Annotated in this window: 19 protein-coding genes; 6 read left to right on the top strand and 13 right to left on the bottom strand. The window is 68.6% G+C overall.

Annotated features, from left to right (window positions below; genetic code table 11):
- Positions 1-7 precede the first annotated feature (7 nt).
- Positions 8-1,141, bottom strand: a complete 1,134-nt coding sequence (locus AB0K11_RS16160; RefSeq protein WP_364978274.1) for a cellulase family glycosylhydrolase — start codon at positions 1,139-1,141, stop codon at positions 8-10.
- Positions 1,142-1,298: 157 nt separating this feature from the next.
- Between AB0K11_RS16160 and AB0K11_RS16155 the strand changes: the two genes are divergently transcribed.
- Together AB0K11_RS16155 and AB0K11_RS16150 are read left to right on the top strand one after the other, a co-directional pair.
- Positions 1,299-1,583, top strand: a complete 285-nt coding sequence (locus tag AB0K11_RS16155; protein ID WP_364978271.1) for a hypothetical protein — start codon at positions 1,299-1,301, stop codon at positions 1,581-1,583.
- Positions 1,584-1,698: 115 nt separating this feature from the next.
- Positions 1,699-2,904 (top strand): FAD-dependent monooxygenase, encoded by a 1,206-nt coding sequence (locus AB0K11_RS16150; RefSeq protein WP_364978268.1) that lies wholly within the window; start codon positions 1,699-1,701, stop codon positions 2,902-2,904.
- Positions 2,905-2,919: 15 nt separating this feature from the next.
- Here the strand turns inward: AB0K11_RS16150 and AB0K11_RS16145 are convergent, their stop codons facing one another.
- On the bottom strand, positions 2,920-3,543 hold the full coding sequence (locus tag AB0K11_RS16145; RefSeq protein ID WP_364978265.1) for a flavin reductase family protein: 624 nt from the start codon (positions 3,541-3,543) through the stop codon (positions 2,920-2,922).
- Positions 3,544-3,703: 160 nt separating this feature from the next.
- Between AB0K11_RS16145 and AB0K11_RS16140 the strand changes: the two genes are divergently transcribed.
- From AB0K11_RS16140 to AB0K11_RS16130, 3 genes are all read left to right on the top strand, one after another.
- Positions 3,704-4,612 (top strand): NAD(P)H-binding protein, encoded by a 909-nt coding sequence (locus AB0K11_RS16140; protein WP_364978262.1) that lies wholly within the window; start codon positions 3,704-3,706, stop codon positions 4,610-4,612.
- 128 nt (positions 4,613-4,740) lie between these two features.
- A complete protein-coding gene (locus AB0K11_RS16135) occupies positions 4,741-5,766 on the top strand; it encodes a fused (3R)-hydroxyacyl-ACP dehydratase subunits HadA/HadB (RefSeq protein ID WP_364978259.1) in 1,026 nt (341 codons plus the stop codon).
- 62 nt (positions 5,767-5,828) lie between these two features.
- Positions 5,829-6,392, top strand: coding sequence for a TetR family transcriptional regulator (locus AB0K11_RS16130; RefSeq protein ID WP_364978256.1), 564 nt, complete (start codon positions 5,829-5,831; stop codon positions 6,390-6,392).
- 23 nt (positions 6,393-6,415) lie between these two features.
- Here the strand turns inward: AB0K11_RS16130 and AB0K11_RS16125 are convergent, their stop codons facing one another.
- From AB0K11_RS16125 to AB0K11_RS16095, 7 genes are all read right to left on the bottom strand, one after another.
- Complete coding sequence (locus AB0K11_RS16125) at positions 6,416-6,559, bottom strand: hypothetical protein (protein WP_364978253.1); 144 nt, start codon at positions 6,557-6,559, stop codon at positions 6,416-6,418.
- A gap of 59 nt (positions 6,560-6,618) precedes the next feature.
- Positions 6,619-8,277 carry an ABC-F family ATP-binding cassette domain-containing protein gene (locus AB0K11_RS16120; RefSeq protein WP_364978250.1) on the bottom strand — a complete coding sequence of 553 codons (1,659 nt, stop codon included), beginning with the start codon at positions 8,275-8,277 and terminating at the stop codon, positions 6,619-6,621.
- 43 nt (positions 8,278-8,320) lie between these two features.
- Positions 8,321-9,682 (bottom strand): cation:proton antiporter, encoded by a 1,362-nt coding sequence (locus AB0K11_RS16115; RefSeq protein ID WP_364978247.1) that lies wholly within the window; start codon positions 9,680-9,682, stop codon positions 8,321-8,323.
- 8 nt (positions 9,683-9,690) lie between these two features.
- Positions 9,691-10,533: an ABC transporter permease gene (locus tag AB0K11_RS16110; RefSeq protein ID WP_364978244.1), complete on the bottom strand. Its 843-nt coding sequence runs from the start codon at positions 10,531-10,533 to the stop codon at positions 9,691-9,693.
- A gap of 14 nt (positions 10,534-10,547) precedes the next feature.
- The gene (locus tag AB0K11_RS16105) at positions 10,548-11,396 is read right to left on the bottom strand and encodes an ABC transporter ATP-binding protein (protein ID WP_364978241.1); all 849 of its coding nucleotides are present in this window, start codon (positions 11,394-11,396) and stop codon (positions 10,548-10,550) included.
- Entirely contained in the window at positions 11,393-16,936 is a 5,544-nt protein-coding gene (locus AB0K11_RS16100; RefSeq protein ID WP_364978238.1) for a type I polyketide synthase, read from the bottom strand. Before AB0K11_RS16100 ends, AB0K11_RS16105 begins: the two co-directional genes overlap by 4 nt.
- A gap of 62 nt (positions 16,937-16,998) precedes the next feature.
- Entirely contained in the window at positions 16,999-18,768 is a 1,770-nt protein-coding gene (locus AB0K11_RS16095; RefSeq protein WP_364978235.1) for a tryptophan 7-halogenase, read from the bottom strand.
- Between the two features lie 301 nt (positions 18,769-19,069).
- Here AB0K11_RS16095 and AB0K11_RS16090 point away from each other — a divergent pair, with 301 nt between their 5' ends.
- Positions 19,070-20,971, top strand: a complete 1,902-nt coding sequence (locus tag AB0K11_RS16090; RefSeq protein WP_364978232.1) for an alpha/beta hydrolase — start codon at positions 19,070-19,072, stop codon at positions 20,969-20,971.
- A 23-nt stretch (positions 20,972-20,994) separates the two neighbouring features.
- Here AB0K11_RS16090 and AB0K11_RS16085 read toward each other — a convergent pair whose 3' ends face one another.
- The 4 genes from AB0K11_RS16085 to AB0K11_RS16070 are packed head-to-tail and all read right to left on the bottom strand — an operon-like array spanning position 20,995 to position 23,374.
- The gene (locus AB0K11_RS16085; protein ID WP_364978229.1) at positions 20,995-21,186 is read right to left on the bottom strand and encodes a hypothetical protein; all 192 of its coding nucleotides are present in this window, start codon (positions 21,184-21,186) and stop codon (positions 20,995-20,997) included.
- A 31-nt stretch (positions 21,187-21,217) separates the two neighbouring features.
- On the bottom strand, positions 21,218-21,466 hold the full coding sequence (locus tag AB0K11_RS16080) for a F0F1 ATP synthase subunit C (protein WP_364978226.1): 249 nt from the start codon (positions 21,464-21,466) through the stop codon (positions 21,218-21,220).
- Positions 21,456-22,742, bottom strand: coding sequence for a glycosyltransferase (locus tag AB0K11_RS16075; RefSeq protein ID WP_364978224.1), 1,287 nt, complete (start codon positions 22,740-22,742; stop codon positions 21,456-21,458). The genes AB0K11_RS16080 and AB0K11_RS16075 overlap by 11 nt, the downstream gene beginning before the upstream one ends.
- Positions 22,739-23,374, bottom strand: a complete 636-nt coding sequence (locus AB0K11_RS16070; protein WP_364978221.1) for a TetR/AcrR family transcriptional regulator — start codon at positions 23,372-23,374, stop codon at positions 22,739-22,741. The genes AB0K11_RS16075 and AB0K11_RS16070 overlap by 4 nt, the downstream gene beginning before the upstream one ends.
- Positions 23,375-23,393 lie beyond the last annotated feature (19 nt).

Below are 23,393 nucleotides of genomic sequence, written 5' to 3'. Positions count from 1 at the left end.
CGAACCGTCAGGTGGGCTTGGCTCCGGAGAGCTGGCGGATCACCTTGATCTCGTCCTCGTCATGGGGCCGTCCGTCGGGATAGAGCAGGTCACTGAACCACCGCTCCGGTGGCTCGGCGTAGGGTTTCTTCCAGGAATCCCACGGCAGGTACGTCTGCGTCCGTCCGGCGATGAACCCCCAGTTGTAGGCGGCGACGTTGCGCCGCTTCGCCACCGGCAGCACGCCTTCCACGGTGCTGCCCAGGCCCCTCGCCAGGTATTCGGTGCACAGGATCGGCCGTCCGAGCGGCGCGAGTTCGTCGATGCGGGCCTCGAACTCGGCAGGATCGCCGTAGCTGTGGAAGCTGATGACGTCGGAGTGCTCGAGCTGGATGCTGCAGATCTTGCTGCGGCTGCCGGGATCCTGCCAGTGCCCCTGCCAGACGCCGCTGGTCAACGGCTGCACCGGATTGACCGCACGTGTCCACTGGAACACGTGCGGGAGGAACGCGGCCACCAGTTCCTGCTTGTCCTCGTGTTCGACCTTGCGGTAGTCGCGGGCCGGGTTGTCCGGCTCGTTCCACACGTCCCAGCCCAGCACGCGAGGGTCGTTGGCGAACATGCCGACCACGCCCGTGACGTAGCTCTGCAGCACGCGGGTGTAGGCGGGGTCCTGGAGGCGGTGCGCCCCCGGACCTTGCACCCAACCGGAGTTGTGCACTCCGACGACCGGCGCCCGCTGCCGCCCCGGTTTGGGCAGCGGGTCCCAGCACGAGTCGAACAGGACGAAGAGCGGCTTGATGCCGTTGCTGGCCGCGATGCCGACGAACTGCGTCAGCCGGCGCTTGAACCCCTCCCGGTCGGTGGCCCACAGCTGGTCGTGCAGGAACACCCGGACGGTGTTGAATCCGAGGCGCTGCGCCAGCCGGAGCTCGGCGTTGATGCGGGTCGGATCGTAGGTGCCGGCCTGGAACATCTCGATCTGGTTCACAGCGGTCGAGGTGACGTAGTTGGCGCCGAGGAGCCAACCCTGGGCTGCGTACCAGGCGTTGGCGCGGTCAGCCGACCATCGGGGCGCCTCAGCAGAAGCGAGAGGCACCCTGGTCAGCGTCGCAGCTGCTGCGAGGTACAGCGGGAGCTTGAGAGCAGTTCGCCGTTGCACGACGTGACTCTAGTGTTCGTCACGGGACCGACGACCGCCAGAATGCGTCCTGCAACACAACGGATTTCGAATCGTTATCGATTCCCGGCCGAGTGCGGTGCGCGCCGTGGGTCGTCCGTATCGTCTTACGGATGACCGCACAGACATCGGGTCCAGGATGACGCCCGTCGCGGTGCTGATCGCCGTCGCCGCCATCGCACTCGCCGCGATCGGCATCGGCGCGCTGGTGCGACGACGCGCGTCCCCCGACGCCGGCGCGGCCAGGCGATCCCACACGTTCAGTGCGGTGGCGATGCTGCTCACCGCCGCCTTCGCCGTCGCCAACGCGGTCATCGACGCCGACTCGCGCGTGTTCCTCCTGGTCCTGGCCGCGATCATGGCGGTCACCGGCCTCGTCGTTCTGCGGCAGGTCGCCAGGGGACGGTTCGGCCGGCACGGCTGACGAGTGCCGACCCTGCCGCTGATTTGCTTCCGCCCGCAACGGGCACAACAGGGGTCCGCTGTTCCCATGGCCCAGCTCCGCCGGCCACGCCCTTCCAGACAGGACGCTGCGCTTCATGGTCTCCCACGCTGTCATCTCGGGCGCCGGCATCGCCGGCCCCGCGCTCGCCCACCAACTGGCCGCCCGCGGCTGGCGGACGACCGTCGTCGAGCGCTTCCCCCGCCGCCGCGAGGAGGGCCAGAACGTCGACATCCGCGGCGCCGCGCGGGAGGTGGCCGCACGGATGGGCATCGAGGACGACATCCGCGCCGCAGGCACCGGTGAAGTCGGCACGCGCTTCGTCAGGGCGGACGGATCGGCGGCGGCGTCGTTTCCGGTGGCATCGCCCGGCGGTCGCGACGGTCCCACCGCCGAACTGGAGATCCTGCGCGGTGAACTGTCGCGCATCCTGATCGAGCACACCGAGGAGACCACCGACTACCTCTTCGACACCCGGATCGACGACGTCAACGATCAGGGCAGCCACGTCACCGCGATGCTCGACGACGGCGCCGCACTCGACGCCGACCTCGTGGTGATCGCCGAAGGCCTGCACTCGCGCTCACGCCGCTTCATCTCGTCCGTCGACGTCAACGAACTCGGGATGTACTTCGCCTACGCCACCATCCCCCGGCACGAGTCCGACGACCTGTGGTGGAACTGGCAGCATGCGACGCAGCATCGCGGAGTGCATCTGCGGCCCGACAATCTCGGGACCACCCGCGCCATCCTCAGCTTCATCAGCGACGTGCGGGGATTCGACGACCTCGACCGGGACGGTCAGATCACCATCTTGCGCAGCACCTTCGCCGATGTCGGCGGCGCCGCGCCGCGTGTGCTCGCCGCACTCGAAGACGGTGCGCCGATGTACTTCTCGGCTGTCGGACAGGTGCGCACCCCGTCGTGGAGCAGGGGCCGCGTCGCGCTGCTGGGCGACGCCGCATTCTGCAATGCCACATTCGGTGGCGCCGGCACCAGCCTCGCGCTGATCGGCGCCTACGTCCTCGCCGGAGAACTGGCCCGCGGCAGCGACATTCGCACCGCGCTGGTCGATTACCAGCGCGCGATGCAGCCGTTCGTCGACACCGCGCCCAACGTACGGGCCGGCGTGCTACGACTCGCCAATCCCCGGACGCGCAACGGTATTCGTATCCTCCACGCTGGCGCCGGCATAGCCGCGGGCCCCGTCGGCCGGGCCGTCGCCGCACTCAGCAGCAGGGGCCTGGGCAACATCGGAGGCGACTCGCAGGCTCTGCCCGACTACCCGGGCGAACCCCGATGACGGCAGTCACCGCCGCTAGCCGGGCCGGTCCATGGTGAAGACGCCGTCGGGTCCGATCTCCGAGTAGTTGGCGGGCCCGCCTGCCCGCAGGATCGGCCGCGGACCGGGTGTGTCGTAGATCCCGTCGACCAACCACTGCCGGTCGATGTGCACGGCGACCACCTGACCGAGCACCAGCCACGTCTCGACCTCCTCGCCGTCGGTGTCCTGCAGCTGGACGAGCTGCGTCAGCCGGCACTCGAAGTTGACCGGACTCTCCAGCACCCGTGGTGCCGCGACCATCGTCGACGCGACGGGCGTCAGCCCGCCGCGGACGAATTCGTCGTCACCCGGCGGCAGTGTGGCCGAGGTCTCGTTCATCGCGCCCGCGAGTTCCCGTGTGGCGAGGTTCCAGACGAACTCGCCGGTGGCGTCGATGTTGGACACGCTGTCCTTCCAGCCGATCGAGGCGAACCCGACGATCGGAGGACGGTAGTTGAAGCCGTTGAAGAAGCTGTACGGGGCGAGGTTGCGCACCCCGTGCGCGTTCTGCGTGGAGATCCAGCCGATCGGGCGAGGTCCGACGATGGCGTTGAACGGATCGTGCGGGAGCCCCGTTCCGTCGGCTGTCCGGTAGTAATGGGCCCCTGTCCCGGCCATGTCACCTCTTCTGATCGCGCGGCAGCCGTCCCAGTCTGTCAGCATCGTGCGGCACGGACAGCGCCTGATGCGCCGTACGGCTTCACCCGTAGCGCGTTGCTTGCGACACTCGGGTACGGCGCGGGTCGTTTCCCGGCCGACATGTGTGACGGAGGCGGGCGTGGCTGACTTCTTGGTGACCGGCGCCGCCGGCGGGGTCGGCGGAGTGAGCCGATCGCTGGTCGAGCTGTTGATCGGCGCAGGCGCATCCGTTCGGGCCATGGTCCGTCGCGAGGACGAACGGGCGGAGGCGTTGCGGACGCTCGGGGCGCAGGTGGTGGTGGGCGACCTGACCGAGCCGCGCGATGTGTACGCCGCTGTTCAGGGCGTGGGCGCGATGTTCTTCAACATGAGTGTGTCCGAGGCCTACCTGCGCGCCACCGCCGTGGTGTGCGCCGCCGCGCAGGAGTCGGGTGGTCCGGGTCTGCTGGTGAACATGTCGCAGATGACGGTCTCGCAGATGACGCTCACCAGCACGACGGAGTCGCAGCAGCATCGGCTGCACTGGCTGGCCGAACGGGTCATCGACTGGTCGGGGCTGCCCGTCACTCACCTGCGACCGACCGTCTTCATCGACAATCCGCTCTTCGTCCATCTCAATGCCGCATCTGTGCGCGACCGCCACGAGTTGGTGTTGCCGTTCGGCGACGGTCGCACCTCACCCATCGCGCCGGTCGACGTCGCAAGGGTGGCCGCCGCGATACTGCTCGATCCCAGCCGAGGGCGTCCCCGCATCTGTGAGTTGACCGGACCGGAGGTCCTCGATCACCAAGGCCTCGCCCGTGCCATGTCTCAGGCACTGGGGCATCCGGTGGCGGCGGTCGACCTGGACTACGACCTCTGGGTCGCCCAGGTACTGCGGCCCGCGGGCCTGCCGTCCCACGTCGAGCAGCACATCGCGACGATGGCACGCCTGCACCGGATGGGGCGTTACGACCGGCTGACCGACGTGGTGGCCGACGTGACCGGCCGGTCGGCGATGACGGTCGAGCAGTACGTCAGCCGGCATCGCGTCCGATTCGGCGGTTGACATCCGGCTCGGAAATCTCGTGCCGACCGGTCGGCGCAGCGCAGCGGCGTGAATGGTGCGGCAGCCCGCGCGTTAGTGTGCATTGGTCGGCCTCAGCGACCAAGCCGATGGAAGAGTTGAGCACATTCATGACCGCAGCAGCAGAACCTTCGCCGCTCGAGGCGCGGGTCGGCCACTACTACCAGATGGACGGCACCTACCTGGTGGGCCGAGAGACGTTACGCGACTACGCCCGCGCGGTGCAGGACTACCACCCTGCGCACTGGGACGTCGCGGCAGCCGAGAAGCTCGGTTATCCGGACCTGGTGGCGCCGCTGACCTTCACCTCGACGCCGGGCATGAAATGCAACCGCCACATGTTCGAGCAGGTGGTCGTCGGCTACGACACCTACATGCAGACCGAAGAGGTCTTCGAGCAGCACCGCCCCATCGTCGCCGGCGACGAGTTGCACATCGACGTGGAACTGACCTCGGTGCGCCGGATCGCCGGTAGAGACCTCATCACCGTGACCAACACGTTCACCGATGCCGCGGGCGAGCGGGTGCACACCCTGCACACCACCGTCGTGGGCGTCACCGCCGAGGATCTCAACCCGGAGATCAAGACCGCGGTGAACAACGCGATGATGCACGACGTCAACATCTTCGGGGTCGGCGAAGAGGAGTACCGCAAGACCGAGCGACCCGACGGCGAGGTCCGGATCTCCACCCGCGACGCCGACCGCACGCCGGGCACGCCCTCCTTCGACGACGTGAAGGTCGGCGACGAGATCCCGGTGCACCACGCCCGGCTGTCCCGGGGCGACCTGGTGAACTACGCGGGCGTGGCCGGGGACGCGAACCCCATCCACTGGGACGAGGACATCGCCAAGCTGGCGGGGCTGCCTGATGTGATCGCCCACGGAATGCTCACCATGGGTCTCGGGGCGGGCTTCGCCTCGGCGTGGTCGGGCGACCCGGGTGCGGTCACCCGCTATGCGATCCGGCTGTCCGCGCCCGCGGTCGTGTCGGCCGCCGAAGGTGCAGACATCGAGTTCAGTGGCCGGATCAAGTCGCTGGACCCGGCGACCCGCAGCGGCACCGTCATCGTCGGTGCGAAGTCGGGCGGCCGGAAGATCTTCGGCCTGGCGACGATGGACGTCCGCTTCCGCTGACCGACTCCGCGCCGGCGCGGGGAATCGGCGGTTCGCTAGCGGCGACCGCTTATCGTTGCCGGATGAGCACCGGCCGATCGCGCAACGCTGCGCAGACGCGCGCCGACATCCTGGCGGCGGCTCGGCTCCGATTCGGATCAGACGGCTACCAGAACACCACGTTGCGTGCCGTCGCCGCGGATGTCGGCATCGATCCGGCGCTCATCATCCGGTACTTCGGAACCAAACAGGAACTGTTCGCCGAGGCGGCCGAGTTCACGATCGACCTGCCCGACCTGAGTGCCGTCGACCACGATGAGATCGCCGACGTCCTGCTGTCCCGCTTCTTCGCGGTGTGGGAACGCGACACCACGTTCGTCGCCCTGCTTCGTGCGGCGATGACGAGCGAGACGGCGGCGGACACCATGCGCAGGGTGTTCGCCACCCAGGTGGCGCCGGCGTTCGCCGCTGTCGCGCCGGATCATCCCGCCCAGCGCGCAGGCCTTGTGGGCGCGCTGGTGATCGGTTTGGCCACTACGCGTTACGTGCTCGCCAATCCGGCTGTCGCCGATCTGAGCCAGCAGGAGCTCATCCGCTGGACCAGGCCGCTGATCCGGCAACTCCTCGTCGGCCCCTACTCCGCCTGAGTCTCAGCGATTTCGGCAGCCGGTCAGGTGTTGAAGTCGGGTGGGGTCGCGACGGGCTGGTCGGTCGGGTCCTGCGTCTGCGTGTCGTCGTCGAGCGCCTGCTGCTGCACTTCCGCGGCGTGACGCAGATTGTCTCCGGTGTTCTCCGCGTGGTCGGGCGTGGTCATAGAGGGGTTCCTTCCCGTCGAACCCATGGCTTACCCGAATGGCGGTCCGCTCTACCACCTCACAGCTGCGTGACCCGGCCGCCGTCCACCCGCCACGATCGGTCCAGCCGGACGTTCTGCAGCATTCGGCGGTCGTGCGTCACGAGCAACAGCGCGCCCTCGAAGGTGTCGAGTGCCTGCTCCAGCTGCTCGATGGCCGCGAGGTCGAGATGGTTGGTCGGCTCGTCGAGCACCAGCACGTTGGTACCGCATGCCTGCAGCAGAGCCAGGCCGGCTCGGGTCCGCTCACCGGGAGAGAGCGCGTCGACCGGGCGTTCCACGTGATCGGCGCGCAGCCCGAACTTCGCGAGCAGCGTCCGCACGTCGGCGGTCGACCATGTCGGCACGCGCTCCTCGAAGCGATCGACGAGCCGCCCGGTACCGGTGAAATCGGCTCGCGCCTGGTCGATCTCGCCGACCGCGACGTTGGCGCCCATGCTCGCACGGCCCTGATCGGGTCGCCGACGGCCGAGCAGCAGTCGCAACAGCGTCGATTTCCCTGCGCCGTTGGGGCCGGTGATACCGATCCGGTCACCGGCGTCGACCTGTAGCGACACCGGCCCGAGCACGAAATCGCCCTGCTGCACCACGGCTTCGTCGAGCGTCGCGACGACCGAACTCGACCGCGGCGCAGCGCCGATGGTGAATTCGAGCGTCCATTCCTTACGAGGCTCGGCGACCTCCTCGAGGCGCGCGATCCGGCTCTCCATCTGGCGGACCTTCTGCGCCTGCTTCTCACTGGACTCGGTGGCGGCGCGGCGCCGGTTCTTGTCGTTGTCGGGAGCCTTGCGCATCGCATTGCGAACACCCTGGCTCGACCACTCCCGCTGGATTCGGGCGCGCGCCACCAGATCGGCCTTCTTGTCCGCGAACTCGTCGTACTGCTCGCGCCGGTGCCTGCGCGCGACCTCCCGCTCCTCCAGGTAGCTCTCGTAGCCACCGCCGAAGACGGTGGTGGTGTTCTGCGCCAGATCCAGCTCCAGGACACGGGTCACTGTGCGGGCCAGGAACTCCCGATCGTGACTCACCAGCACCACACCGCCGCGGAGCTCGCGGACGAACTGTTCGAGACGGGCCAGCCCGTCCAGGTCGAGATCGTTGGTCGGCTCGTCGAGCAGGATGACGTCGAACCGCGACAGCATCAGCGCCGCGAGACCGACCCGCGCCGCCTGCCCACCGGACAGGGCGGTCATCGGCGTCGCCTCGGGCCGCACCGCATCGGAGTCGAGGCCGAGGTCGGCCAGCACGGCAGGCACCCGCTCGTCGAGGTCGGCTGCGCCGGCGGCGAGCCAGTGATCCAGCGCGGAGGAGTAGACAGCGGCCGGATCGGCGTGCGCAGGGTCTGGGTCCGCCAGGGCCGCGGCCGCTTCTTCCATCGCCCGCGTCGCGTCGGTGCAGCCGGTACGGCGCGCGATGTAGCCGGCAACCGTCTCCCCCGGGACCCGCTCGTGCTCCTGCGGCAGCCACCCGACGAACGCGTCGGCCGGGGCGATGCTGACCGTGCCGTCGAGCGGTTCGAGGTCCCCGGCCAGGATCCGCAGCAGCGTGCTCTTCCCGGCGCCGTTGGCGCCGACCACTCCGACGACGTCCCCGGGTGCCACGGTGAGGTCGAGCCCCTCGAAGAGGGTGCGGTGGGCGAACCCGCCGGCCACGTTCTTCGCGACGAGCGTTGCGGTCATGGGTTCATCGTCGCATCATGCGGTGCGGCGGCCGCTGCCGCGACTACACGTCCGACGCGTACGAAGCTCGCGGCACGTCGCCGTGTGGCTCTTCCCCTTCAGGGCCGAACTTCGACCCCGTCTTGCGCAGTCGGCGTTCGAACAGTCGCTGCAGCGGGGTGGACATGAACGTGGTGATGATCGTCATCAGCGCCAGGATGGTGTAGAGCTTCCCCGATATCAGCCCGGCTTCCAGTCCGATGTTGAGCAGGATCAGTTCCATCAGGCCGCGTGCGTTGGCCAGTGCGCCCATCGAACCGGCCTCGTACCAACTCATTCCTTGCGAGCGCGCAGCCAGTCCGATGGCACCGAACTTCGCGGCGAAGGACACCACCAGCACGAGCCCCGCCATCAGCAGCGTCGACGGGTCGAGGATCAGGGTGAGCTGCGTGTTGAGACCCGAGTAGATGAAGAACGCCGGCAGCAGCAGATATCCCACCAGCGGTTCGAAGCGCTCGCGGATCGCGTCGAGCAGTGCACCGCGAGGCATGACGGCGCCCGCCACGAAAGCGCCGAAGACGGAGTAGATCCCGACCACGTCGGTGAACCAGCTCGCCATCAGCACGACGATGAGGATGATGCTCAGGTGCGCGATCGGCAGCCCGCCGGTGCGTTCGACGTCACCGCGGGGCGGTGTCCACGTCTCCAGCTTGGCGAGCAGCGGGCGACCGAGGTAGACCATGAACACCAGATAGGCGAGCCCTCCTCCGATGGCGAGGAACGCGCCGAACAGACTGCCCTTGGCCGTCGCCACGACGGTGGCCAGCAGGACCCAGGCGCACGCGTCGTCGACCGCGGCGCAGGACAGTGCCATCGTCCCCAGCCGGGTGTTGAGCAGACCCGAGTCGTAGATGATCCACGCCAGCATCGGGAACGCGGTGATGGCGACGGCAGCCGCGACGAACAGCCCGCCCTGCCACTGCACCACCTTGTCGGTGAAGTATCCGCCGAGACCGACCATCCACCATCCGACGAGCCCACCGAGCACCAGGGGGACGCCGATGCCCGCCGCTGCGGTGACACCCGCCTGCCGCACGTGTGCGCCGAGGATGTCCAGCTTGAACGACACCCCCACCAGGAACATGTAGAGCACGAGGCCTAATTGGCCGACGACGTAGATCGCGGTGAGGTTCGGGTGGGTGAACGTCTCGGCCCCGATGGTCATCTTGGTGGGGAACAGCCACTGCTGCGCCGCCGGCCACAGCCAGCCCAGCACCGAAGGGCCGAGCACGAATCCGGCCACCATGATCGCCACCACCTGCACCTGGGCCAGCCGGCGGAACAGCGGCCAGAGCAGGCGGTAGGTCAGCAGGATCACCGCGATCTGCAGGAAGAAGTGGGCGGTGATCGAGAGCAATGAGGGCAATGTGACTCCTAACGCCGGTCCGACCAACGGAACACCGACAGGCACGCCAGCAGACCGGTGATGCTCCATGCGGCCAGCACCAGGAAGATCCGGCCGTGCTCCCAGCTGCCCGCCGGTTCGAAGGCGACCATGTCCGGCGGCAGCAGCACCGAGCGAAAGCCCTGAGCCATCCACTTGACGGGGAATATCGATCCGGCGATCAACATCCAGGTCGGCAACACCATGAGCGGTACGTAGGTTCCCGACAGGAACTGCAGGCCGACGGCCGGGCCGTTGGTGATGACAGCAGCCGAAAGTGCGTTGCTGACAAGGTTGCTGACGAAGATCCCCAGCAGTGAGCAGCTGATGATGCCGAGCACGAAGACCCACGCCAGGGTGAACCACCCGGACACGTCGGCGGGCAGGTTCAGCCCGAAGACCAGCACACCCACCGCCAGCAGGATCACGGCCTCGGCGAGACTCACGATCGCGACGAGCATGATCTTGCCGATGAAGTACGACGACGCGGTGGCCGGTGTGCCGCGCAGTCGCCGCAACGCTCCGGTCTCGCGATCGGCGGCGATGCCGACGCCGAGGTTGACGAACGATGTCGAGAGAATGCCGTAGGCCAACATGCTGGCCGCGATGACGGCGCCCGTACTGGTCTGCGTGCCGGGCAGTTTCGCCGTGAAGATCGAACCCAGTAGCAGGCAGATCACCGCAGGCATCGAGAACGTCAGGACCACCTGTTCGGGCCTGCGGTAGAACATCTTCAGTTCCGGGATCACCCGCGAGAAGCCGATACGGACGGCCGAGGGCAGCACCGGCTCCGGGTTCGGGGCGCGGTGCCGCGCGGGCGTGGTTCCAGTCATGGGCTCGAGGGACATCACGCCTGACCGATCAGATGCAGGTAGGCGTCTTCCAGCGTCGGCCGGGTGATCGTCAGCTGAGCCAGCTCGACCCCGTCTGCACTGCGGCGCCGGACCAGCTCGGTCGGGAAATCCGTTGTCAGTTCCCGGACCTCGCCTCCCTCCACCCAGCGGACCGTCGCCGCCGAGCTGACGTGCTCGGTCAGTTTCACCGGTGAGTCGACGGCCGCCACCCTGCCGCCCGCGATCACCGCGACACGGTCTGCGAGCGCCGCGGCCTCCTCGAGATAGTGGGTGGTCAGCAGGACGGTCGTGCCGTCGGCCGCCAAAAGCTTGATCAGTTGCCAGAACTGGCGCCGGGCCTCCGGGTCGAACCCGGTGGTCGGCTCGTCCAGGAACAGCAACTCGGGCCTGCCGATGATGCCGAGCGCGACGTCGAGCCGGCGGCGTTGCCCGCCGGACAGCGCACGCACCCGCGAGTCCGCGACGGCGCCGAGCCCGACGAGGTCCAGCACCTCTGCGGGTTCGCGCGCCGTGCCGTAACAGCTCGTGAACATGCGTACGGTCTCGTGCACGGTCAGCATCCCGGCGTCGCTGACCTCCTGCAGCACGATGCCGATCCTGGCCCGCCAGTTCCGACCCGCCGTCCCCGGGTCAGCTCCGAGCACCCGCACGTCTCCGGAATCGCGGGTGCGATTGCCCTCCAGGATTTCGATGGTCGTGGACTTGCCTGCGCCGTTGGGTCCGAGGATGGCGAAGACCTCGCCGTAGCCGACGTCGAGATCCAGGTCGCGCACCGCCTGGGTGCGTCCGTAGGCCTTGGACAACCCCCGGACGTGTATCGCGGTCGAGTTCGCCACCGTCATGGGGCGGCGCCACCCTCGAGTTCGGCCAGCAGTTCCCGTAGTTCGGCATCCGACAGCTCGTCGATCAGCCGGTCCACGTCCTGGTCCGTCGCCGGCTCCGCGTGGCTCTCGACGTCGGGCGCGTCGGGCGCCGCACCGATGCCGGTGGCGGTGGGCACGTCGCCGTGAATCGAACGGAGCTCGGCGAGCACCCGTTCGGCCAGTGAGTCGACGCTCACGCCCTTGAGGATCTCGAGCACGGGGAGGTCGATCGAGAACGTGGTGTTGATCCTGACCCTGAAATCCATCGCCATCATGGAGTCCAGCCCGATGTCGTCGAGCATGTCGTCGTTCGCGAAGTCGCTGACCGCGCAGTCGAAGACGGCAGCGACGAGGCGCTCGACCCGGCCGACGACCACACCGAGACGCTCCGGCTCCGGTGTGCTCGAGAGCGCGTCGAGTATCGAGCCGTCCGAGCTGGTGTGTGCGGCCGAGGCGATGGCGGCGTCGAGGTCGGCGTACATCTTCGGCAGGTGCCCGCCGAGGAGTTGCCGTGCGCGGCTCCAGTCGGCCGTGATCGCAACGACGTTCGGAGTCGCCTGGCTGATGAGTCGGTCGAGGATCCGGGCGCCCGCCGAGGGGGTGATCAGTTCGATCCCCCGCATGGCGTAGACCTTTTCGAGGTGGAGGTCCTCGACCATGCCCACCGACCACGGTCCCCACCCGATGGTGAGCGCGGGCAGACCCTGCGCCCGGCGCTGGTGCGCGAAGGCGTCGAGGAAGGCGTTGGCCGCGGCATAGTTGCCCTGGCCGGGCGAGGCGATCACCGATCCGGCAGAGCCGAACATGACGAAGAAGTCGAGGTCCTGGCCGGCGAACGCCGAGTGCAGCGCGCGGGTACCGGTGATCTTGGGAGCCAGCACCTTGAGGAAATCGTCCTCGCTCACGTTGACGAGGAGCTGGTCATGAACCGATCCCGCGGCGTGGATGACTCCGCGGACCGGCCGGCCGCTCTCACGGGTGACGCAGGCCAGCCAGGAGTTCAGCCCGTCGGCGTCGGTGATGTCGACACCGGGGGTGTCCACCTGCGCACCGGCACGTTCGATTGCTCCGATGGTCTGCACGGTGGCGAAGTGCGCGTCGCCCTCGGTCATGTCCGGCCAGCGATCCCGGGGAGGCAGTCCGCTGCGGCTCAGCAGCACGATGTGCCGCGCGCCGCGTTCGGCGAGGAAGGTGGCCACGGTGCGGCCGAGCGCTCCGGTGCCACCGGTGACGACGTAGGTCGCTTCGGCGGCCAGCTTGGTCGGGAACGGCTTCGTGAGCGTCGTGCTGAGACGCAGCCGCGGGACCAGCGTGACCTCGCCGCGGATCGCGACCTGGTCCTCGGACTCCGCGTCGAGGATGTGCCTGCAGACGCGGGCGGTGGTGGCGTCGATGTCGTCGGCGATGTCGATGTCGACGAGTCCTCCCCAGCGTTCGACGAACTCCTGGTGCCCGATGACCCTGCCGAGCCCCCAGATCGCGGCCTGGTCGACGGCCAACGGCTCGGTTCCGAGTGCCGGCTGCGCGTTGGCGGTGATCAGGTACAGCCGGGGGGTGACGGTGTCGTGCGCGGCGAGTGCCTTGGTCAGGCGCAGGATCGTCAGGACGCCAAGGTGCTGACCCTTCTCGGAGGTGTCCGCATCGACGTCCAGCGGCCAGCAGTCGACGATGCCTCCGAGGGCGCCCTCCTTGTCGAGGTGCAGATCGAACAGCCGCGCCAGCTGCTCGGGGCTGCGTGGGTCGATCGCGTATCCGCCGTCGGTCTCGGTGACCGCCTCGACGTCTCGGTGCGCGACGGTGCGCACGCCATGGCCGCTCTGCCGTAGCCGGTCGGCGAGGCCTTCGCCGACCCCGGACTCGTCGACGAACACCAGCCAGGATGTCGGCGTCACCGCGGCGGGGTCCGCGTCCCGGACTGCCTCGGGTTTCGGTTCCCAGTGCAGTTCGTAGAGCCCCTTGTCGATGCGCTCGGGCGACATGCGCGACGAGGCGCTCAGCGACGCGACCGTGAAGCCCTCGAAGACGGCGAGCAGTTCGCCACGGCGGTCGAAGATCGCGATGTCGCTCTCGATCTCCTCCGCGGTGGCCGACACCACCCGCAGCCGCACGGTCATGTCTTCCTCGGGCGAGCCGTACACCGCACTGTGCCGGATCCTGCTCGGCAGGTAGGTGCTGTCGTTCCCGTCGCGGTTGAGAAGCGGTGCGCCGAAGAGCGTCTGGAAGGCGGCATCCACCAGCGCCGGATGGAAGCGGTAGTCGTCGAGTTCCCCGCCGAGCGACGCCGGGATGCGGATGCCGGCGACCACCCAGCTGTCGCCGGCGGTGAGCTCCTTGATCGACCGGAACGCGTCACCGTAGTCGAAGCCGATCGCCCGGGTGAGGGCGTAGAAATCGTCGCCGCTCATCTCGGTGACCGGCTGACCGCCGGTCGTGACGTCGCGGGCACGAGCAGATCTCGGGAGCGTGTTGAGCTCCGCGGTCGCCGTGATCGTCCACTTGAGGTCCCCGTCGGCCGACGCCGTGAAGGCCGCGAATTCCAGTGCGCCGGTGTCCTGATTGAGTGTCGTGCGCAGGATGGGGTCGCAGGTGTCGTCCAGGATCAGCGCACGGTGCAGCACGAGGTCGTCGACGCCGAGGTCCGTACCGTAGGTCTCCCGGGCCGCGGCCGCCGCCATCTCGATGTACACCGCTCCGGGTACGACGACGCTGCCCTGTACGCGGTGATCGGCGAGGAACGGGACGAGGCTGGTGCTCAGCTCGACTTCCCAGGCCGGATGCACCGCGTTCACCGGTTGCCCGAGCAACGGGTGTACCGGGTTGTAGTGCAACGACTCCGCCGCTTCCTGGGTCTCGTTCCAGAACCGCCTCGACTGCCACGGATAGGAGGGCAGCTTCAGCAGCTGTGCGCGAGGATGCAGTGCGTCCCAAGCGATGTCGTGACCGTGGTCGTGCAACGCGCCGACGCCGGCCATGAACGTACGCACGTCGTCGTCGTTGCGCCGCTGAGTCGCGAGGACCACGGCCTTCTCGGTTCCGGCGATCTCGTAGATCGACGCCGCGAGCACGGGATGCGGGCCCAGCTCGATGAAGTGGGTGTAGCCGTCTTCCATCATGCGTCGGACCGCAGGTTCGAAAAGGACTGTGGCGCGCGTGTTCTGCCACCAGTAGGCGGCACCGGCGTCGTATTTGTCCAGGAGTTCGCCGGTGACCGTCGAGTACAGCGGCACGGTTGCCGGGTCGGACGACAGCCCCTCGAAGGCGTCGTGCAGATCGTCTCTGATCGCCTCCATGTAGTGGGTGTGGTAGGGCACCTTGCCGGTGAGGAACCGGGTGAAGATCCCGGATTCGTCCAGCCGGCGTGCGATGTCGTCGAGGACGGCGCCGTCACCGGCGATGGTCACGGCGGACGGACTGTTGATCGCGGCCACGGACACTCGTCGGCCGAACTCGTCGCGCGCCTCCTCGTCCAGTGCCGCCATCAGCGATTCGGCGTCGAGACCGACGGCGAGCATGCGGCCGAGGCCGCTGGTGCGCTGTTGAAGCCTGCTGCGGTGATAGATCACCTCTACGGCCTGCTCGAAGCCGAGCAGCCCCGAGAGATGATGTGCGGCAACCTCACCGGCACTGTGGCCGATGATCGCGTCGGCGGTGATCCCGAACTGTTCGAGTTGCGCGGCCAGGGCGACCTGGATGGCGAAGTTGGCCGGCTGGGCGAACTCGGTTTCGCCCATGCGGGATTGGGTTTCGTCGCGGCGCAGTTCTTCGATGAGTGACCAGTCAGCGTGGCGGGCCAGTTCACGATCGGTGCGGGCGATGCTGTCGGTGAAGGCGGGCAGCACGTCGAGCAGGTCCCGGCACATCCGCCACCACTGGGGACCCATCCCGGTGCAGACGAACGCCAGCTTGGGCGTCGTCGACGCCGTGCGGGCCGAGGAGATCTGACCGCCCTCGGCGAGGGCCAGCAGTTGGTCTCGCGCGTCGGCGACGTCGGCCGTGACCAGAGTGTGGCGATGGTTGAGGTGGGCGCGCCGTCGGGACAGCGTGTAGCCGAGGTCCGGCAGGGTGATGTCGCGGTGCGTGCCCAGGTGGTCGGCCAGCTGGCGGGCCGTGGCCACCAGGGCCTCCTCGCTGCGCGCCGAGATCGGCAGCAGGGTGAGCGGCAGGTCGCGAACCGGCTCCGGAACGGGGTCGGCCACCGGCGCGGGCGGCTCGGCGAGCACGGCGTGGGCGTTGGTGCCACCGAATCCGAACGAGTTGACCCCCGCGACGCGTCGGTCGTGGCCGGGAAACCCGCGGCCCGTTCGAGGCACGTCGAGCTTCAGCTCGGCGAGGGAGACCTGGCTGCTGGGGTTGCGGAGATGCAGGTGCGCGGGGATGTAGCCGTGCTTGAGCACCAGGGCCGTCTTGATCAGTCCGGCCACCCCGGCGCCCGCTTCCAGGTGCCCGATGTTGGTCTTCACCGAGCCGATCAGCAGCGGATCGGTGGCGGACCGGTCCGCCGTCAGTGCGGCGGCGAGTGCCCGCATCTCCACCGGGTCGCCGACGGGGGTTCCGGTGCCGTGCGCCTCGACGTACCCGATGTCGCCGGCGTGCACGCCCGCCCGCCGCAGCGCCGATGTGATCGCCGACGCCTGCGCCTCCGCGCGGGGCACGGTGATGCCGTCGGTGCGGCCGTCCTGCGACACCGCGGTTCCGAGGATCTGCGCGTAGATGTCGTCGCCGTCACGAAGCGCCTGATCGAGCGGCTTGATGACGACGACGGCACCGCCCTCTCCGCGCGCGTAGCCGTCGGCGGACTCGTCGAAGGCCTTGCAGCGGCCGTCGGGGCTGAGGAATCCGCTCTTGGACTCCGCGATCGCCGTGTTCGGGCCGATCATGATGTTCACGCCGCCGGCCAGGGCGAGGTCGCTCTCGCCGTTCCAGATGCTCTGCGCCGCCAGGTGCACCGCGACAAGCGAACTCGAGCACGCCGTGTCGATCGTCATGCTCGGCCCGCGGAAGTCGAAGGCGAACGAGATCCGGTTCGCCAGCATCGTCATCATCATCCCGGCGGCGGAATGGGTCTTGAACTGGTAGCGGCTGCCGCGGCCCAGATTCTGCAGCAGTTGGTAGTCGAGGGTGAAGCCGCCGATGAACACCCCGACGTCACGTCCGGCCAGCCGGTCGGCGGGAATTCCGGCGTCCTCCAACGCCTCCCACGTGGTCTGCAGCATCAGCCGCTGCTGCGGGTCGATCGAATGGGCCTCGCGCGGCGAGATCCCGAAGAACTGCGGATCGAACTGGTCGATGTCGGCCAGGAAGCCACCCCGGCGGGTGACCATCTTGCCCACCTTGGCCGGATTCGGGTCGTGGAATCGTGCGGCACTCCACCGCGATTCGGGTACGTCACCGGTGGCATCGGTGCCGCTGGTCAGCAGGCTCCAGTAGCCGTCCGGAGAGTCGGCGCCGCCGGGCAACCGGCATCCGATCCCCACCACCGCCAACGGAGTTGGCGTCCCTCGATCACTGAGCATCTCCATGCGTGCCCCTCACGCCTCCTGGTGAAACACGGTGAATCGCGCCGACGCGGGAGTGTCGCGACTCAACTCGGACGGAGCTCGGCGACGGCGGTGTGGATCCACTCCGCGCTGACCGGGTTGTCCTGCTGCTCGCGGCGGTAGACGGATCGAAGCTCGCGCAGCAGGGAGTCGCGCTGCCACGCCTGCACCTGCGCGACCGCGGCGTCGTCGGTGAACATGCCGGACTTGGCCGCGAGAACGGTCTCGACCAGCTGACCCGCCAGCTGACGCAGCAGGCGGCCGTTGGCGTCGAACTGCTCGGCGAAATTCGGCGCGGTTCCCATCATCGCTGTGTGCAGCGCCACCATGAAGTTCAACGGCGAGTAGAGATCCACGAACTGCACCGGGGAGCCGCCGCCCTCCACCGCGGCCCACTCGCGGAAGAACCGTTGGACCCGGTTGCTGAGCGCGATCAGCCCTTCGAGGTGCGGCACCACCGCGGGATCGTCGGCGACGGAGACGAAGCGGTCGTTCTGGTAGAGCAGTCCGACGAATCCCCAATAGAAGGCGACGTCCCAGATGATCTTCGCCGACATCACCGTCGGCGTGCCCATGAGCGTGTACTGGTCCTGGTACACCGCGAGCCACATGTCGGTCAGTGAACGGAACAGGGAGTCGCTGATCCCAGACCTCGCCACCACGTCCTCACCGTCGAGGTCGCGGATGACCATGTCGGTGATGAGGCCGTTGCCGATCGCGACCAGGTCCAGCCCCGACGAGTACAGCGGGTCGAGGAAGATCGCCGCGTCACCGGTGACGGCCCAGCGCTCCCGGCCGTCGAACACCTTGGTGGCGCCGTGGCTGTAGTGCTTCATCACCCTGAAGTCCTTGATCAGGTCCTCGTGCTTGGCCAGTTCGTCGGCGCACTGCGGCTCGTGTTCCCGGATCCACGCCTTGGCCTTGGCGAGGGTGTTGAAGTCGTCGAACGCATGGAAGCGGGGATCGGCGACGATGCCGACGCTGGTGGCGCCGGAGGCGAGCCGGATGAGCCACACCCAGTAGCCCTCGCCCATCAGGTGGTTCGTGGACATCGCGCGGTCACCCTCGACCAGGCGCGACTGCCAGCTCGGGTCGTCGCTCCACTGGCCGACGTCGAGTTCCACCGCGACCCGGAACCAGGCGGCGTTGCAGTGGTGCTCGGTCGCCCGCCTCAGATCCAGCTGACGCGGCAGTGTCCGGTTGCGTCCCGAGGCGTCGACCACCCAGCGGGCCGTGGTGCGGGAGGCCTGGTCGCCGTCCTGGAAGGTGACCGTGTGCGGAGCGCCGTCGGCACCGAACTCGACGTGGCGGACCCGGCCGCGGGCGATGTCGACACCGGCCGCCAGGCACCGGCGGACGAGTTCGTTTTCCAGCCTGCCGCGGTCGATCTGGTAGGTCACCTGCGGCACGAAGGACGAACTGCCCAGTTCCACCCGCCGGGCGATGTCGGTGTTGCCGTCGTGCGAGAAGAACATCCGCAGCCCCATCTTGCGGATCTGCGCGGTGCTGAGGTGGTCGCCGAGGCCGAGCCGGTCGCGCAGGTAGTGGGCGGAGACCTCGACGGTCGACTCGCCCACGGTGTGGGTGATCTCGGGGACCGGATGTGCGGCCGGCTCGATGATCCGAATGCGTGTCCTGGGCCTCGCCGAGCGGATCTCCAGAGCCAACGTGAGTGCGGCGACCCCGCCTCCGACGATCACGAGGTCATGGTCGGCGGAGGCACCGGCGCCATCGGAGAGCTGGGATCGGATCCTGCGGGCCAGTGCAGCCCGGGTCTCGGAATCCAGCCGCGACACCTGCGCTCGCACCTCCACGCCGACACCTTTCCTTTCTCGACGCCAGGTCGAACAGATTCCCCCTGACGGCGACGTTACACAGCCGATCTCGGATGAAACGCCTGGTGAGCGGGTTTGTCACGAAGACGTCAGTTTCCTGTGCGCCCGGGTCTCGACAGGCCTCACGTCGTCTGCCTCGGGTACTCAGCCCCGAGGCGATGAGACCGGTCATCGCGTCGACCGCTCCTCCGGCCGTCCGCACTGAATTGACGAAAGCGCAACGCTTTTCACAGTTCCCCCATAGCATCCGGCCGGGTCGTATTCGGGTCGGAGGGGATGCATGAGTCAAGTCTCGGCGTGGGTGGGTGCCGGTGTGTTGACCGCCGGCGTGTCGGCGGCGATGTTCGCGGGGGCGGGCGCGGCCAGCGCCGAGGAAGGAAAGTCGGACGCCGGCGGTGCCGCGACATCGTCGACCAGCGACGCCGCATCGAAGCCGACGGCCCCGGCCGAGCAGCGGAAGCGCCCGGCCTTCGGCGAACGGGATTCCGCAACGGCAAGAGAACCCAGGCGCCACGGTCACCTCCGGCGCGGCGAGGCCTCGGTGCGCGAGAGTGTTCGCGACGACGACCACCCGAGTGCCGAGAACGCCGCATCCGCCGGGCAGGAAACCCCTCGAACCGCGCGGACCGACCGGAAGCCTCGCCGCGTCGTCGGGGCCGACGCACAGGCCGGCACCGAACCCGGCACCGAAGCCGCGGCGGCGCCGACCGTCACCGCTGAGAAGCCGGCCACCCGCCCCGGACTGGCCGGCATCCGGCGCGAGATCAGTGCGCGTCTGACACCGCGGGTGCCGGAGCGGGCGCAGGCCGACGCCGCCGAGACCACCCGCAGCGGGTTGGTCACCGACACCGGCCCGGGCACCGGCACCGGCACCGGCACCGAATCCGTGACCACCCTGCAGACGTCCGCCGCCGCTGACACCGCACCCGTGGACGCGTCACGGAAGATCCCGATCATCGGGGACATCCTCGGGCCGGACCAACCGGATTACCCTCCGCTGGTCAGGGCCGTCGGATCGGCGATCTTCAACATCCTCGGCGCCGTGGTGCAGGCCGTCGACGGACCGCCCCAGGTGCCGCAGGAGTTGCGGGACTCGGTCAAGGTCAGCAGCTCCACGTTGGTCGTCTCGCCCGGTAACGAGGTCGCGGCCGACTGGTACTTCCCCGCCGACGCCGATCCGGCGAAGCCTCCGCAGCGGATCATCTACCTGCAGCACGGCATCCTCGCGAGCGGGCCCATGTACAGCCACACCGCGTCCTATCTGGCGCAACGCACCAACAGCGTCGTCGTCGTGACCACGGTGACCTCCAACCCGTTCGCCGACGACGGCATGTGGCTGGGCGGCGACAACATGCACAAGGCGGTCGCGCAGCTGTTCCTCGACGACGACCGTGAAGCGCTGAACGCCAGCCTCACGACGGCCACACTCAAGGCCGACGCACCCGTCATGACCGTGCCCAAGGATTTCGTCCTCGTCGGGCACTCGCTCGGCGGCGGCTTCGTGCCGGGTGTCGCCGGCCACTACGCCGAGGGCCTGGTGGCCCGCCGCGACGACCCCGCGAACGCCGAGGACGAGGCCAATCACCTGGCGGGTGTGGTGATGCTCGACGCGGTGCCGTTCCACCCGATCATGCCGCGGGCGATGGAACGCCTGAAAACCCTCGAGTCCAGCGGTGACCCCGCCGATTACGTGCCGATGTACGAAATCGGCGCGCCGACCAATCTCCTGAACGCGTTCAGTTCGGTCAACGACGAACTCACCGAGGCGCGGCCGGGGAAGTTCAACGGCGTGGTCATCAACGGCGGTGTCCACATGGACGGGATGCTCGGCGGGAACCCGCTGATCCAGGCGGCGGCTTACCTCGTCGCCGGGATCCCGCAACCGCAGAATCCTCCGGCCGTCCAGTGGCTGATGGCCGGGTGGATCAACGACATGTTCGAGGGGACCATCGATCCGACGACCGGCCGCTGCCTGGGCGCCGACTGCCACGGCATCTACGGGGACACGGGCAGCACGATCCACATCCCCGCCGAGAAGGGTGACGCGTCGGCCGTGGTGATCGACTCCGGTGAGCTTCCTGCCGCCGCACGGCCGACCGACCGGTTCGCACCGCGGGATGCGTCGTCTGCCACTGTGCCGCACGGCTGGCAGTACTGGATCCCGCTGCGCATCGCGGCCTGAGCCTCGCTACCGCGGCTTAGGCCTCAGGAACCTCTGACGCGCCAGCCGACATACGTCACGCCGATGCCCGCCGCGGCAATCAGGGGGCCGGCGATCGACCACGTCGTCGTGTTGCTCATCGGACTGCCGCCCACCAACCCGATCCCCTGCAGGGTGAACAGCACACCCGCCAAGGTCACCAGGATCCCGACCGCCACCAGCAAGACGCTTTTCACCGAATCACCGTATCCCGCCGATCCGGCGCACCTAGCCGCCGGGCGTGGCGAAGACGAACAGCGCCATGAAGGCGACGTTGATGAAGAAGGTCGCCTCCACGAGGCTGATGGTGATGAAGAACGGGGTGTAGAGCCGGGTCAGCGCCTCGGGTTGGCGGGCCACACCCGCGATGAGTTGCGCACCGGCCATGCCGTCGCCGACACCGGCGCCGATCGCTCCGCCGGCGAGGACGATCGCCCCGGCCAGGAGTGCGTTGCCCATGAGTTCGTCAGCGGCCATTTCGTGTCTCCTGCGTCGGGTGAGTGTCCAGTCGTGCCGCGATGTGGCCGGCAGCGACGGCGGCGCCGTCCTCGTCGGCGAGCAGGTGCGAAAGTTGTTCCGCCCCTTCGCGGTATGCCGCAGATGTCGTCGCCGCCGTGATGGCTGCGGCGAGATCGTCGGCGGTCAGCGTATGGCGGTGCAGCGGCCGGGTGGCCGCGCAGAGGCGGTGCAGCCGGTCTGACCAGAACGGTTGGTCGACGATCCCGGCCACCGGTACCGACGGCACACCAGCGCGCAGGGCGGCGGCGGCGGTGCCCGCGCCGCCGTGATGGACGATCGCCGCCATTCGCGGGAACAGCCAGGCGTGCGGGACGTCGTCGACGGTGAGGACGTCGTCGCCTGCGCAATGCAGGCGCGCCCATCCCGACTGCACCACGCCCCGCACACCCGCGCCGTGCAGCGCTCGGGCGATGGTCTCGGAGAGTTCCTCGCCGTGTGCGGTCGCAGTGGAGCCGAACCCCACGTACACCGGAGGTGGCCCGGCTTCGAGGAATTCGACCAGCTCGGCCGGCGGCCGCCAACCTCGCGCTTCTACCGGCCACCAGTAGCCGGTGACGTCCAGACCGGGGCGCCAGTCCCGCGGCCGCGGCACCACGTGCGGACTGAATCCGTACAGGATCGGCCATCGGGCTGCACGCTCCGCCTGATACGCGCGGCGGGAGCGGGGCGGTACACCGAGGCTGCGCCGCAAGTCGTCGATCAGCGGCGTGTAGACCTTCTCTCCGATCCCGCCTGCCACGTGCCACGCCATCCGGTTGCCCATCCGGCCGAAGGATCGCGCCGTCAACGGCGGAGGCGCGAACTCTGCTGTGACACTGGCGGGCTGGAGAGCCACACCCATGCTCGGGACATTCAGTGCCTCGGCGACGTGATAGCCGAGCAGGGACCCGACAGGACCCTCGAGGAGCAGCAGGTCGGCGTCGCGGCCGGCGTGCGCCATCGCCTCCCCCACGCCGGCGAGATCGTCGCGCATCGCGGCCAGCACCGCCTTCGACGGGCGCATACGCGCGCCGTCGACGAGCGCCTGCCCGTAATTCGACGTGCGGGTCGCCTCTTCGGTGTCCCTCGGCAACAGCCGGAATTCCAAGGCGGCCGCCGTGATCATCTCCTCATAGGGTCGCTGCGCGGCGATCGCCACGTCGACCCCGAGGTCATCGCGCAACCGGGCGCCGAGCCCGGTGAGCGGCGACACGTCACCACGTGTGCCGAATGCTTCGATCACTATTCGCGTCATGTCTGCGCCCTCGATGCGAGTTGGAACACGGTCACGAGCTCCTCGCCGTAGCCGACGACGTCGTACTCCGCGTCACGGGCGACCTCCCACACCGCGCCGTCCAGTGCTGCGCGCAACGCGTTCTTCATGAATTCCGCTGACAGCGAGCGGAACTCGCCGCTATCCACTCCTTCGATGAAAATCGTCGACGGGTCGAGCAGCGCCAGGTCGCCGGTGGGCGGATCGTCGCCGACCGACTTCGCCGCCGCCTGGTCGAACCGCAGGCCGTCGCTCGACCGGTAACTGGTGACGATGTCGAGCAGCGCGACCGCCGCGATGCGGTTCTCGGCGATGAAGCGGGCGTTGGCCCGGATGTACGCGGTGAGCCTGCCTGCCGCGGTGGTTTCGGCGCGCACAGCGGGGACGATCGCGGAAGCGGCCTGTGACATGACCGCCGCCACCGCCGCCTCGATGATGTCGTACTTCGATGCGAAGTGGTACAGCACAACGCTTTTGGCAATGCCGATGTGATCGGCGATCTTGGCCACGGAAGCCTGCGCGTAGCCGCCGGTTCCGATGATCTCCATGGCCGCCGCCACGATCTGGTCTCGGCGCGCCCGTTCGGTGAACGTCAACTCGCTGTTAGACCGCATGGTCAGAATATAGACCGAT

The sequence above is a fragment of the Mycobacterium sp. NPDC050551 genome, from assembly GCF_040674075.1.
In the GTDB taxonomy this organism is placed as follows: Bacteria; Actinomycetota; Actinomycetes; order Mycobacteriales; family Mycobacteriaceae; genus Mycobacterium.
This window is presented reverse-complemented; position numbering and strand designations above follow the sequence as displayed.

Bases quoted from the DNA above. Each gene is read 5' to 3' on its own strand.
- AB0K11_RS16155 (WP_364978271.1), top strand. From the start codon at position 1,299: ATGACGCCCGTCGCGGTGCTGATCGCCGTCGCCGCCATCGCACTCGCC.
- AB0K11_RS16150 (WP_364978268.1), top strand. From the start codon at position 1,699: ATGGTCTCCCACGCTGTCATCTCGGGCGCCGGCATCGCCGGCCCCGCG.
- AB0K11_RS16145 (WP_364978265.1), bottom strand. From the start codon at position 3,543: ATGGCCGGGACAGGGGCCCATTACTACCGGACAGCCGACGGAACGGGG.
- AB0K11_RS16135 (WP_364978259.1), top strand. From the start codon at position 4,741: ATGACCGCAGCAGCAGAACCTTCGCCGCTCGAGGCGCGGGTCGGCCAC.
- AB0K11_RS16130 (WP_364978256.1), top strand. From the start codon at position 5,829: ATGAGCACCGGCCGATCGCGCAACGCTGCGCAGACGCGCGCCGACATC.
- AB0K11_RS16125 (WP_364978253.1), bottom strand. From the start codon at position 6,559: ATGACCACGCCCGACCACGCGGAGAACACCGGAGACAATCTGCGTCAC.
- AB0K11_RS16120 (WP_364978250.1), bottom strand. From the start codon at position 8,277: ATGACCGCAACGCTCGTCGCGAAGAACGTGGCCGGCGGGTTCGCCCAC.
- AB0K11_RS16110 (WP_364978244.1), bottom strand. From the start codon at position 10,533: ATGACTGGAACCACGCCCGCGCGGCACCGCGCCCCGAACCCGGAGCCG.
- AB0K11_RS16105 (WP_364978241.1), bottom strand. From the start codon at position 11,396: ATGACGGTGGCGAACTCGACCGCGATACACGTCCGGGGGTTGTCCAAG.
- AB0K11_RS16100 (WP_364978238.1), bottom strand. From the start codon at position 16,936: ATGGAGATGCTCAGTGATCGAGGGACGCCAACTCCGTTGGCGGTGGTG.
- AB0K11_RS16090 (WP_364978232.1), top strand. From the start codon at position 19,070: ATGAGTCAAGTCTCGGCGTGGGTGGGTGCCGGTGTGTTGACCGCCGGC.
- AB0K11_RS16080 (WP_364978226.1), bottom strand. From the start codon at position 21,466: ATGGCCGCTGACGAACTCATGGGCAACGCACTCCTGGCCGGGGCGATC.
- AB0K11_RS16075 (WP_364978224.1), bottom strand. From the start codon at position 22,742: ATGACGCGAATAGTGATCGAAGCATTCGGCACACGTGGTGACGTGTCG.
- AB0K11_RS16070 (WP_364978221.1), bottom strand. From the start codon at position 23,374: ATGCGGTCTAACAGCGAGTTGACGTTCACCGAACGGGCGCGCCGAGAC.